The 13429-nt window shown below is 49.2% G+C and carries 8 protein-coding genes; all 8 read right to left on the bottom strand.

Annotated features, from left to right (window positions below; genetic code table 11):
- Positions 1-10: 10 nt before the first annotated feature.
- The 8 genes from L0660_RS17965 to L0660_RS17930 all read right to left on the bottom strand — a co-directional run bounded on the left by L0660_RS17965 (position 11) and on the right by L0660_RS17930 (position 13423).
- Complete coding sequence (locus tag L0660_RS17965) at positions 11-2272, bottom strand: DUF5703 domain-containing protein (protein ID WP_235160623.1); 2262 nt, start codon at positions 2270-2272, stop codon at positions 11-13.
- Between the two features lie 99 nt (positions 2273-2371).
- Positions 2372-2965, bottom strand: a complete 594-nt coding sequence (locus tag L0660_RS17960) for a DUF3826 domain-containing protein (RefSeq protein WP_235160622.1) — start codon at positions 2963-2965, stop codon at positions 2372-2374.
- A gap of 12 nt (positions 2966-2977) precedes the next feature.
- Positions 2978-3862, bottom strand: coding sequence for a sugar phosphate isomerase/epimerase (locus L0660_RS17955; RefSeq protein ID WP_235160621.1), 885 nt, complete (start codon positions 3860-3862; stop codon positions 2978-2980).
- Positions 3863-3923: 61 nt separating this feature from the next.
- A complete protein-coding gene (locus tag L0660_RS17950) occupies positions 3924-5006 on the bottom strand; it encodes an exo-alpha-sialidase (RefSeq protein ID WP_235160620.1) in 1083 nt (360 codons plus the stop codon).
- Positions 5003-6553, bottom strand: a complete 1551-nt coding sequence (locus L0660_RS17945) for an MGH1-like glycoside hydrolase domain-containing protein (protein ID WP_235160619.1) — start codon at positions 6551-6553, stop codon at positions 5003-5005. Before L0660_RS17945 ends, L0660_RS17950 begins: the two co-directional genes overlap by 4 nt.
- A 2-nt stretch (positions 6554-6555) precedes the next feature.
- Entirely contained in the window at positions 6556-9678 is a 3123-nt protein-coding gene (locus tag L0660_RS17940) for a DUF6298 domain-containing protein (protein ID WP_235160618.1), read from the bottom strand.
- 37 nt (positions 9679-9715) lie between these two features.
- Positions 9716-11416, bottom strand: coding sequence for a polysaccharide lyase family 1 protein (locus L0660_RS17935; protein WP_235160617.1), 1701 nt, complete (start codon positions 11414-11416; stop codon positions 9716-9718).
- Positions 11417-11668: 252 nt separating this feature from the next.
- On the bottom strand, positions 11669-13423 hold the full coding sequence (locus tag L0660_RS17930) for a RagB/SusD family nutrient uptake outer membrane protein (RefSeq protein ID WP_235160616.1): 1755 nt from the start codon (positions 13421-13423) through the stop codon (positions 11669-11671).
- Positions 13424-13429 lie beyond the last annotated feature (6 nt).

Genomic DNA, 13429 nt, shown 5'->3' with positions numbered 1-13429 from the left:
TCTACTGCGCTCAATATGATTTCGCCCATTTGGCCATCACCACGTCCTTTCTCCGTGCTTCCGGTATCACTTTAAAATGATGGACCTTTCCATTTTTCAGTTCTCCCTCAACAGTTGTGTTGTAAGGCGCATGAAGCTTGAAATGCACATCCCAGTCCTGCGGCCAGGCCGGGAAAAGGTGGATCGAGTCGCCGACGGTTTGCATCAGCATTTCCTGCAAGCCGATCATGCCCGAGCCGCCCCAATTGTGGTCGGGAACCCAGTCGTGGCCCGGCCCCCAGAATGCCGGAAACCGGCGGCCAGAATCTTGTAACTTTTTGATGGTAAGCGCTGCGGCTTCCTCGGTCAGCCCTAGTCTTGCGCAAAAAATATTGTCCTGGTGCCAGCTCGTATGGTTCCTGTTTTTGATGGCTTCGGTGTCATATTTCCAGGTGTTCACCGCCACTTCCAGGTCGGGCATGCCCACGCCGTACATGCCGAACGGGAAAACAGGGTAAAGCTGTGGGATCTCCGTGTTCTGGATCCGCTCCCAGGCTTGGGCCGGCGCAATGGTCTGATGTCCCTGCATTTGACGAAAACTTAACGGCGGCACCCTGCTTAGTCTGCTCTCCCAATCTTTTCGCTGATCCGGTGTTCCGTATATTTCCGGCAGGGCAAGCAAGCGCGAAAGCACTGTTTTCAGGCCGGAGATGGTTGTTACGGAGTTATAAGTCATTTTGTACGTCTCCGCTGCCGAGCCTGGGAAGATGATGAGGTGACCGTTTTGATTAAGCTTTTTCGCTCCGCGTTTTTCAGCCAGATATTGATAATGTTCATCGAAAAAGACGGTGCAGCTTTCGATCAGCGGAAGATATTTGCTAATGTCGTAGCCCGTAAAGCGCTCGATATCAAGCATCATCAGGCAAAATTCTAGCGACGTGTCCCAGAGATATTCCAGCCAGGCATTGTATTCCAAACCCGGATCAAAATCCTTCGGGCGTTTTTGTCCGTATTCTGCATAATTGGGCAAGCCGAAATTTTCAATTTGCTCCGTAAAAGAGGCGCCCTTGTGGCCCCAGTAATGTTTTGTGCGTGCTTCTGCATTGCCCAATGTGCGCAGGTAAAAATCAAATTGTGATGACATCATATCAAAATCGCCGCTTTTCAGCATCGGCCAATAAACCAGCCGCTGGTTCTGGGCCGTGAATGTCCCGCCGCCCCAGCTCCGGTAATCCGGCCCGAATTTCAATGTGGAATCGATAAAAACGGGGTCGTATGTGAACAATCCGCCATTGAATTTTGTGGGATACGAGCCATAAGCATTGCAACCCAGCATATATCTGAAAATTTGATAATTACGCCCCACCTGCCAAATCGGAGAAGCCGCATCCGGCTTGCTGACATTAACTGCAATGTGGCTTCGCTGCCAATAAGTTTTCCACCAATCCAGCGTTTTCTTCCGGGCTGTTTGCTCTTCTTTTTTGACTTTTGAAACAATGGCCAGCAAGCCGCTTTTCCACTTTTCGGCATGGCTGTTGTCGTCATTATGAAGGAATACATTCAGTTGATGCGTTCGGGCTGCAGCTTTGCTTCTCAGACCAAATCCCTGAAACGGAGCATTGACATAATTTCCGGAAACTGCCTTCAATTTCCCTTTGTCAAGGTCAGGAACCATATTTTCTCCCTGCATCCAGCCACCATAAGCTATTCCTTTCAGTGGATTCCATAACGCCTGTTTCACAGGTTCGAGCTGCTGCTGTTTCACTGCCAGATCGAACAACGTTGAATCCTTATTTTGATGGTAAAAAAGAATCCCGTTTTGATGTGTATGGACAATGTCCTTTGAGGCGATCACTTTGTCTTTCAGCCATTTGAAAGAACTCGCATTCTTTTCCCGCGCCTGCACTTCGCGGTCTTCCGTCCGCCAGCTCTCATACCAGGCGCTCACAGTAACAGGCTTGTTACCAGCCACATCTACATGCACAACCGGATTAAAAACATCAACCCAAACTTTTAAGATAACTTCCTGATTTCCAGACTTGCCGGCGATCTCAACATATCCTTCCTGCAATTTCAACTCTTGCCTGAATTCGGACCCATTTTTGAACGGATTCGGAGATATACGAACCCTAACCCGCCCTAATTTTGGGAAAATATTATTCTCGTCGAATGCCCCGCTTCGTGATAAATAAAACAGTACATCCCCATTTTCAACCCACACATTCAGCCCAATGTCGCCGCCGCCACAGGGCATGGATTCTCCCGAATTTTTGCTCTGGCTTGTCCACTTCACATTGTATATCTCAGGTGAAAATGACTGCGCATATACACTCTTTATGAGGCATATATGGACGAAAAACAAGAAAATACATCGTGACGAAAATGACATGGATCAGCCGTTTGATTTGGATGCTTTCTGGCGCGCTTCCCAGTTTTTTCGCTCCTGCTGAATGTCGTAGCCCCGACTTGAAAGATAGTTATTAATGCGGCCTTTGTATTTGCCAAAAACCTTGTGCTTTTCCTCGGAAGACCCGCCGTCCATGGCCAGCTCCCGGGCTTCTGTTAACCAACTCATAATCTGGGCTTTCTCATCTTCTTTCAAAGTTGGGATCATGTCGGTATAAGCTTTGTAAGTGATCGGAAGAACGCCATAAGTCATGCCATCCTTGATCTTTTCGACTTGCACAGGCGTAAGCTGAGCCGAAAGTTTCGCCATGAATTGCTTGTGCAGATCAGCCCTTTTCTGAGCCACCTGTTCGCTATTATTATCTTTTTCAAGATCATTCAGATTAACATATTGCTGCACCATAATCTCTCTCACTTGCTTGTATTTCGCCGAATCAGCAATTTGCAGCCCGCCGAGTATTTTATCAGAACGCTTGGTGACAGTTGTGATATAAGCCTTGTCGTTATCAGGGTTGCTTTGGGCATTTGCCAATGCGGAAGTCAGCAATGCAATGCTCAGCAGGAATGATTTCAGGTTCATAATGGTTGCGTTTTATGCGTTTTGAAAAATAGATTTAATGAATCTGGTGTTGGCGCCGAAATTCCCTTTTACGTCGCGCGGGTTTGCTGCATCGCGTGAGCGTTCTATCACCAGCCAGCCTTTCCAGCCCATTTTATCCAATGTTGCCTTCACCTTTTTCATGTCAAGCCGGGTGTTGTTTTCGAGCCAAACGCCGTCCTTATCCGTGCAATGGATCTGGCAAATGCGGTTTTTGCCCAAAATTTTTAATTCCTCATTCACATCCCGGCCAGCTTCCAGCGCGTTCGAAAAGTTGAAATAGATCTGAATCGCTTTTGAGCCAACGTCGTCCAATAACTTCACCTCTTCTGCTGCACTGAGCGCGGTTTCAATGCCAATGACAACGCCCGCTTTCTCTGCCATGGGCGCGATGCTTTTCAGCCTCTCAATGATCTGAGGCCGCAATTCCGGATTTTTAACCAGATCGCCCTGCACGCCCATCGGCAGAAAAGCCGTTTTGATGCCCATCTGTTTCATGGTTTCAATGCAATCGCCAATCGTCTTTTCAATGCCGTCGCGTTTAGCGAATGATTGCGAATAAAAACCGGTCATCGCCAGCGAGCAGATTTCCAGATTAAGCTCCTTAGCTTTGTCTAAATATTGTGTTCTTATTGCCGGATCGGCCAGTTTGTTATCAAACGTCGGCCTGTCCCCCAGCCCGCCCATATCCACTTCCAAACCATCCGCCCCGATCTCCTTAGCCAATGGTAAGGCGCTCAATTTCTGACGTTTCAGGATCATCAGATCAATGACCGCAACCTTATAGCGCTGCTTTTTTCCTTTTGCCAAAAGCGGCGGTGCCCAGTGCGAGAGCGCTCCGGAGAGGGTTAACAGGCTTAAAAATGTCCTTCGTTTCATGGTTGATCTTGGTAAAAATTCAGGCTTAACCTTCCTAAACAGCATTCATTTCAGTCGGCCTTTATTGTGGCCATTTGCCGTCGTTAATGGCCTTTCCTTTTAATTTCGTCGGATCAATTTTCACATATTTGATCCGCTCACGACGCCACGTGTAAACAATGTGCACCATGCCATCCGCCGACTGAATCACAGACGGATAAGAATACTGGCTGATAGGCGAATCTTCCAAAACCAGCACGGCTTCCCACTTTTTACCCTCTTTTGAAATCGCCACATTCAATGGCGTCCGCGGGCCTTTTGCTTCGTTGCCCGGAGGCAGCACGTGGTTGTAAACGAGCAATTGCCGCCCATCTTTCATTGTCACCGCATCAGTCCCGGAGTTGTTATTAGGCAGATTGGACGCCTTCATTTCGGACCAAGTTTTACCGCCATCCTTTGACCACGATTCAACAATGGCGCGGTTCCGGCTGCGGCACAAGATCTGCATATCTCCGTTTTTATAAGTTAAAAGGCTCGGTTGAATGGCCTGGATCGTTTTTCCATCATTCAGCGGGCCAACTTTTCGCCATGTTTTCCCAAAATCGGGCGTCACTTCGAAATGAACGCGCCAGCCGCCCTTTCCCTCCGTGCTCGACGGGCACCATAATTCGCCATTCGCGAGCAAAACAGGTTTGTTTTTGATCGGGCCAAGAAATCCTTCCTGCAATTCCCTGGGTTTTGACCAGCTTTTGCCATTGTCCTTCGAGGTGATCAGGAAACCCTTCCATCCCGGCACATTCGGCCCTACTTTGTAGAAAAGCAACAGTTCACCATTCGGAATCTGATATAGAACCGGGTTCCAGCAGGCATAGCGCAATGTATCGTTGACGATGCCGTTGGCCACCTCCACGGGTGCAGTCCATCTGCCGCTTTCGAGGCGGCTTACCCAGATTCCTACATCGGGATTGCGTTCTTTTGTCCCGCCAAAAAACGCGCTTACCAGTCCGCCGGGCGTTTCTACAATCGTGGAAGCATGACTTTCCGGGAAGGAGGTTTTTTCGAAAATAAATTCATCGGTGATGATGCCGTCTTTCCAGGTTTGGGCGTGAACATGACTGGCGAGACAGAACAGGAATGCGGCGATTGGGATGAGGTGTTTTTTCATATTTGTTTAATCAATAATCTTTCGATGTTTTCTGATGATCCTGCTTTTTTTCCGTTGACCAAAACTTGTAATCCTTTTCCTTTTTTGTAATGATCTCCGTTCTTATCCCATATGATAGTCAGGATCTTACCGTGATAAAGCACATTATCGAGGCAAAACCAGTCCCACTTTTCCTGAGGGATCAATGGGTTGACTTCAATCATATCATCTTCCCTCGGCCGCAGCCCGACCAAACCAGAAATAATGAGATCATTGAATGTCGAATGATTGTAATAGCGGCTTCTTTCCTGGTCACCTTTGAGCCAGTAACCCGTCGTTTCGTCCAGATATTCGCCTATGTAGGGCTTCCCGCGATAATATTGTGATTCTACATACAGCTCCATTAACCGGAAATACGTGGTGTCAGTAAGTGGCTTTGCTTTGTCGGTATTCATCCTGTTGGCCATGCCGGTTAACGTCTGCGAAGTGGCGAATGGCCAAACTGCGCCGTCCCACTCACATTTGCAGCAGCCATGCGTACGGAAATCAGGGTGGCGGCGCTCTGCGGTGGTGAGGCCAAATGGCGCCCGAAAGCCCTTTGGATCAATGACTTGCTGCCAGGCTATATCATGTTTCTCATCAGCTAAATTGAAATACCACGGAATATAACCGATGGCCTCGCGAACGCCTGCAAATTCTCCTGCGCCGCCCTTTTTTACTGTTTCAAAAAAGTTGTTTTCCGGATTCCAGAGTTTGCTGGTAATCAATGTTTTGAGTGTATCTGCCTTGGCGTTATACAGGCTTCTGGTCGTTGAATCCCCCTTTAAAGCGGCGATTTGAGCGATGGCCCGGGCGTTGCCATACATATAACTGTTGATGGTAGGCCGGGCATTCTGCTCCCGCCTGCCGCCGCTGAGCGATTCTTCCATGCCATCCTTGACATCCGTTTGCCAGAAAAGTCCGGTGGCTGTGCGGCGGTCTTTTTCCCACGCCTGATATTCGGATTGCAGGTCGGGCAACATGTTCAACACGAATGCTTTATCCCTGTTAACCTTGTATCTGTTGAAAAGCGCATCTGCTGTCCAACTGCTGAATGTCAGCAGTTTTTTCATCCTCCCACCTTCATTTCCGCGAAACCAGACATTTACGTAATCATTGATATACTGCTGGTTATGGAGCCAGCGGCCCTCATAAATGTGATGCCCGAGCGCGCAGCTGATCATGTTGTATTTATCCGCATAATTACGGTCGACCAGGAATTCGGTGATGATGAAACCCTGCGGCGTGTTGTGAATGTGCTTGCGGAATGTCCACCAGCGATAATAATAGATCTCCTGAAAATTATCCTGGGGGCTGTCAAACAAGGGAATATTAGCCTTCATCCAGTCCCACGATTGCGCATTGGGGATAGCATTCACCTTGTTTTCGTCCTCCATCCGGTTGAATTTTTCCACGTGATGCCGGAAGTTTTCCGCTTTCAGCACCGCAGGCCCGATGCTTCTTTTGGAACACGCACTTATGGCGACGAGGAAAATCAGCAAAAAATATAGTCCGTTTTTTGTACGCATAATCAATATTTTGAAACCCAGATTACCATAGGAGCGGCCTTTGCTTGCGCAGAAGTCACCGCCTGAATTATCTTTCCACCCTTTACTTTTTCGCTTTTACCAATCCATGTTCCAGTGACCGGATCAATGCGTCGAAGCACATAATTTCCTTTGAAACCAGTCAGATCAATGTTCAGATCAGCATTGGCCTCCTTATAAAAAACGGCCGCCACACCCGGATTCACCAGTTTATAACCGCCAGATGTATCCGGCTTCATCTTGGAAACATCCGCTAAAAATTCACTCGAAACGCGTGGGATTGCGCTGATGGATCCGCCAGCCATGAACACCGCCCAAGCATTGGAATCGTAATTTCCGGCTGAATATAGGACCGCTTTTCCGGGATATTTTTGTCTGTATCCGAGCACAGCTTTGTAAATGGATGCAAAGGAAATTTTGCCCGTTTTCTGTAATCTGGCGTGTTGGCGGGGAGCCAGATTTTTGCCTCCTTCCGGCGCATAAAATGTGCCATCCTCGCGTAAATGCCAGTAACGGATGTCTATAATGTCTACGATTTTGGCATAGTTGGGCTCTGCCAAAATTGCATCCTGAACGTCCTTTGTGGTGCTCAATGCGATCAGTGCGTTTTTGCCCGTTTCCTTTTCCCAAACCGCAATCACATCCAGCCAGAACTTTACAAAGTGCAGCGGACCCGTGTATTCTGCACCAATAAATTGAATGACGCCGCTTTGATCTGCGAAGTTTTCGAGGCATTTGCGGATGTAGGCCGTGTGGATGGCCCGGCGTTGCGGATTAGCAATGTCATAAAACTGCTCAGCCATGAAAATCCGCTTGTCACCCGCGTAAGGCGGTGGTTCGGGGAAGCCTGTGTTATTGACATTGTTGGCTGTGCGCCATGGAAAATCGGCATAATGTGCGCCTGCTTCGAGAATGTTGTGCTGAAAATAATTTTGATGATAAAGAACAAGGCCTTTTTGGTCAGCTAGTTGTGCAAATGTTTTGAGCCGCTGCCAATACCAGTGGTTGTATTTCGTGAGATCGTATTTACTGAGGTTGTCCCAGGCAGTTTCGTTGCCGCTTCTGGCAAATGGCTGCTCGTAAAATGGCGGCCAAACTTCCGCGTCGATTCGGCGAATCCGCTCGTGATCGTCTCGGCGGCGTTCGTACCAGAGTCCGTAATTGTGGTCGAGTACCGTGATGTTTTTGGCTAATAGAGAATCTGTCATTGCTTCCGGAACGTCGGTTAATCCCGCGCCTGACCGACCCGGAACAAAGCGGGTCATGTGCGGTTTGGCCTGCGCCACATCATGCGGACGAATGCTTCCGCGCCACCACGGCACTTCCTGGCGGTTGCCGGTAATCACTTCTTCACCACGCACCAGCCAGCCGTTTTGGATGGTTAACGGTGGTAGATTTGTCTTTTGCGCTATTTGTTTTATACCAATTTCGTCAATGGTCTTCGCATTGGCGTAGGCAATGGGAATCGGATTTCTTTTCGAGGCGGCATCAATCCAGTCTGCCAATGAAGCTGCCGGAACATTCGATTTTGCAGTTAGTTCTGCCGCTTGTGCAATGCTCGGACTGCTGGATGCCTCGGATTCTTTTGGCATAAGCGCGGCATGTTCGATTGCTTCATTACCAACCCTTTCCGCTAGCTGCGCAGCATACAAACTGCGCGGTTTGATGTGCTCATTCACATTTTCCCAAAAACCATCACCCGCAAATTCTGCCCAGATTCCGAATGCAAAATTCGTCGCACCTGGCGGGCTGAAATTCTCCACACGGGAGGCAGCACATTGCCACATAACACTGTTAGCCGCAGTCCAGCCGGCACCATGGCCATCCTGACCGCGATTTTTGAAGCTCAATGCCTGCCCATCGACATTTACATTATCAAAAAGAACCCCGGAAGCCCAGCTATCCGCCGCGCCACTGAACCCGAATGGCTGAATTGACTCGCATTGGACGAAAGCATTAGGTCCCGCCGCGCGGTAACCCGTGGTGAAATCGTGATAGCCGTTTTCGGCATAACACCTTTGAAAAAGCGTTAACTGCCCTTGTGTGTAAAATGTATTCCGCCGCTGCCCCGCTATTTCGGAAACAGGCATCACCGACTTGCAATCCTCAACAGTAACCTGCGAAGCCGCCTCAAAAAGTGCCACCGCCGAACCCGCAAGGCCTTTAAAATGAACCTGCCTTACCCAGGCATTTTCGACATTATCCATTGTTACACCCATCCAGCGATGGTCTTCGTCTTTTGGATTAGCCGGATCAAATGTAGATTCAATGCAAAGATTTTCAATCCCGACCTGACTAATGCGTCCAGGCCATTCATATTTGGCTATAAAAGCGCCGCCATATTTATTGTCCAAAGCGGTCGTTAAAGGTGCTTGAATGGTGATCTGGTTGCCCGAAATGGCTGTAATGGTGCGGTCCCAGACAACGTCCCGCTGCCCGGGCTTCCATCCTAGCCAGCCCGTTTCGCCACCGAATTCCTCCATTTTCAGTAGTTGAATCCACGCTTTGGTCGATGGACGATGGAGTTGAATCCGGTCACCGGTTTTCAGATTAGCTGCATTTGACACATTGAATGTCAATGCATTAACCGGGACGTATTCATCTGCTACTTCAATGGATTTGCTTTTCTTTATATCATTCGCACCTGAAATCTGAATGATAGTTTCCCTGGAAAGTCCGGCTGCCAGTATTATTGTTTTGTCTTCCCGCGTGCCATTTCCCCGGATAATGATTCCAGATTTTTTAACCAAAAGACTTCCCTGGATGGTATGGACGCCTTTTTCCAAGAATACCACCCCTCGAATCCCATCCCGATCCGCCGGCAAGGTTCCCACATAATCGATTGCGGACTGAATCCGTAATGTAGCATCACCTGGCTTGGCAGGCACAACAACCCGGATAGCAACATTGGGAATTGGCTTGTTTCCCGACATATAACCGGCATAGGAGAAGTCGACAATGCGGTTCCCGAGCGAATCCGGCGCGTAATGTAGCTTTCCGTCCTCGCCCATGGCGACAGGAGATGGTGCTTTGATTTTTTTCTGGGCCAGGGCATAATCGGGCATAAATAAATACAATCCCGTCAGCGACAGGATTGTATTCTGCACAATCACCCTTTTTATATAGTCCTTAACCTTCAAAATCTTATTTTCTGTTAGACGTTTCCTTTAATGAAGCCAGCGTATCTCGGTTATTCTTAGGGTCTTTCCAATTTGTCTTCTTTTTCGGATCGATGCCGTTGATGAATTTTTCAATGTTGGCATAACCGTCGCCGCTCATGTCCTTTTGTGCGTCCGAAGCGTCATTTGGGTTGAGGCTATACTTAATTTCCCAATCGTCCGGCATGCCATCATCGTCCGAATCCTTATAAGGCGTTCCCTTGTATTCCGGATAGCCACCAACTTGCGAAATATCTGTAATGATCCCGTTTTTGTATGAATCAATCGGCAAGCGACGGTGCTCAAATTGGGTTTTTGGCAAAGTAACACCATCAATCGGATTGATCTTTCCTGTCCTGACCTGTGTGGTCACCCGCGTATCTACCGGATCGCGCCTGGGCAACGTTGCGCCTGCGTGAGTGAGCACATAATCAAATGATTCTTTGGCACTCATGATCGGGAATTGTGGCATAGGCAATGGCTGGTTCCACTTCATTTTATCTTTGTATTTTCCAGTATTAGGAAGCTCTTCCACCTGCACACCGCCGTTCCAATTGTCTTTGGTAACCGCGTCGAAACCCTCCATAATATTGCCATGCACATAAGCACGGCCATAAACCTGGTAACCAAGTTTGCTCCTGCCTGCTTCGGGTTTGACGATCCGATGCGCGATCGGGCCGTCTTTCGGCGTCTGCGGACCGGGTTTGAAATAGTTATTTATAATGTTGTACATCGCACGGTAATCGCCGCCATCAATAGAGCGGTGGACCCAGTTGAAGACCACATTATTTGTAAAATTAAATATACCAAACCAACCGATGGAAGGATTTCTACCAGCGTTATTTGCCCATAGATTGCGCATAAACGTACAATTCTCTCCACCCAGCGTGCTCCCGAAGGAGTGGTTCCACGTGTCCAGTGTTTCTGAGAAAATGGAATTCTGAATCGTAATATTCACCGTAGGAAGCTTCGCTTCGGCAGCACCCGTGCTGTCATTATACATATGCCGATACATCGACATATTCTCATCCAATCCCCAGCTAGCCGAAACGTGGTCGATCATAATATTGCCGATCGGGTTACCACCAATCGAGTCATCGCGGCGTCCCACAAATGTTTCGCCCCGGCGAAAACGCATGTGCCGGATCACCACGTCATGCGTATTGATCCAGACCGTCTCGCCCGCCACGCACACACCATCGCCCGGCGCCGTTTGTCCGGCAATAGTAATGTAAGGCGCACGGATGATCAGCGGTGTTTTCAAACGAATGATGCCCGCCACATTAAAAACAATGATCCTTGCGCCGCCCTGCTCACAAGCATCTCGTAAGGTCCCCGGCCCGCTGTCTTCCAGACTTTTCACCACATAAACCTTCCCTCCACGACCGCCAAAACTATAAGCGCCACCACCTTCTGCCCCGGGAAAAGCTGGAATATCGGACTGCGGCAGATCCACCGGCCGCGCCGCCCACGGAATGTAGGGCTTCCCGTTCCTGGCCTCCTGCTCTATAATCGGCCAAGCCTTCTGCCAGGCAATCTCCGATTTCCACATTGCCGCTTTGAGAAGCGAATCACTGGTTTTCTGCGCCGCCGGTGGGATTTTAGGATACTGCGCCTGTGCGGCTGGCGCCAGGATTGATAAGGCTGCTGTCAGGAGTTGGAGTGAGATTGATTTTTTTGATATCATGTTTGTTGTTGGTTTTGCATTTTGGTTGTTTGTTGACGTTGTGCTTGCACTTCGGCCGCATCGGCGGCTTGGTCCGCTCAGTGTGACAGGGCTCACTTCGGCCGCATCGGCGGCCCGGTCCGCTCAGTGTGACACGCTTCACTTCGGCTCCGCTCAGTGTGACAGGGCTTCACTTCGGCTCCGCTCAGTGTGACAGACTAGTATTCGTCAATAGGCCCTGTCAGTCTGAGCGGAGCCGAAGACCGCCCCTTACTACTTCAACGGATCAAACGTCCCTGAAGGCCACCCGATATTTTGTTCGAGCCTGGCATTATTAGTTAATGCTGTACTGGGGATGGCGAAGAAGTAGTATTCGGGCAGCCATTTGATTGTGTATTTAGTGTCCAGGTCTTTGGGGATAATTTCCATGTAGTTGCGGTAAACGGAGTCCAGGCTCATGCCGTCCCGGCGGGCGGCGAAGTCTTCGGGTGATATGGCGGATGTTTTCAGGTTGATGGTTACGCCGGTTCTGCGTTTTCCGTTTAGTCTGGTTTCGAATTGTTTCCAGCGGCGGAGGTCCCAGAAGCGTTTACCTTCGAAGGCGAGCTCTATTTGTCTTTCGTGCAGGATGGCCTGGAACATTTGTGCGCGGGTCATTTTTGGGTTCAGGCCGTAGAAACCGTCTGCTCCCGGGTCGATGCCGGCTCTTTGGCGGATTGCTTTCAGTTGTGTGTAGGCTTCGTCCAGCTTGTTGATGCCGCAGGCGGCTTCGGCGAGATTGAGCATTACTTCGGCGTAACGCATTTCTATCCAGTCGGTTCCGCTGTTGGCGACTGCGCCGGTGGGCAGATTTGGATCAATGGCTTTGCGGACATAGAAGCCGGTTACTGTGGCCTTTTGTTCAACGGTCTTGTTGTTTACAAAATAGGTCCATAACCTGTAATTCGTGTTTCCGTTAATGTGCCAGGTTGCGCCGTTGTAGGCAATGGTGTTGTCAAATCTTGGGTCGCGGTTTTTGTAAAACAGCTTTGGATCGTAGCCTGAGCCTTTTTCTTCAATATTTTTACCATTCTTCATTGGGAAAGCCTGCGCCATTTCCCAGGTCGGCTGGTTGGAGCCGCTTCCTGTACCCAGGTAGGAAGGCCGCGTATTGTTGTCCCAGGTTTGATTTTTATTGATCTGGTCCCCTACTTTATTGTTATAGCTTGTCACCCACACAGCCTCCGGGTTGTTGGCCTCTGTAAACCACAGGTCTTTGAAACTCTGGTGTAACCCAAAACCATTTGCTTTCAACAGCTCAATCGCCTGTTTATTAGCATCATAGGCCGCCTGCCAGCGTTCCGGCAGGTCAGTCGGATTGAATTGCGGACTTGCATAATGGAGTAAAATCCGGCCCTTGAAACCAGCGGCTGCTCCACTTGTGATCCGGCCCCAGTCGTTGGAATCGTTCCATTTCCCCGGGAGGTTTTCGATGCTGAAATTAAGGTCCGTTACAATTTGCTGAATGCTTTCCGACGTGCTGCTTCTTGGAATAGCGGCCTGCTCTTTCTCCTCTTCACCTATCGCACCAAGCGGTTCCAGCACCAGGGGCACGCCGCCGTAAAGCTGTACAAGATCAAAATAGCGGTAAGCACGGAAGAATGTGACTTGCCCCATCAATTGCTTTTTATAACCCTCACTGAGCGCACTGGCAGGCATTTTGGCTAAAAACTGATTGATAGAACGGATCTTTCCATAATTGTTTGTGGCATTTACAGAAGTCCCGAAATCAGCGACGGTGTTCACCTGCACGGTCCCTTCGAAAAATCGCGTTTCGCCGGAGATCTCGTCTGTGGCTTTCAGGAAGTCGCCGGTTGGCCATACGGGCAGGTTTTGGTCATACACATAATCGACATAACCCCGGGCCAGCAGTGTGTCATTGAAAACCTGCTCCTCATTGAATGCCGAAAGGTCCGTTTTGTCAAGCACTTTTTCGCAGCCCGAAGTCAGTAAAACAGCTGCCAGTAAAAGAATATGTTGCGGTTTCATTTGAGT

It is taken from the genome of Dyadobacter sp. CY351, from assembly GCF_021502625.1.
In the GTDB taxonomy this organism is placed as follows: domain Bacteria; phylum Bacteroidota; class Bacteroidia; order Cytophagales; family Spirosomataceae; genus Dyadobacter; species Dyadobacter chenhuakuii.
The sequence above is the reverse complement of the archived record's forward strand: the minus strand, read 5'-3'. Positions and strand labels throughout refer to the sequence as shown.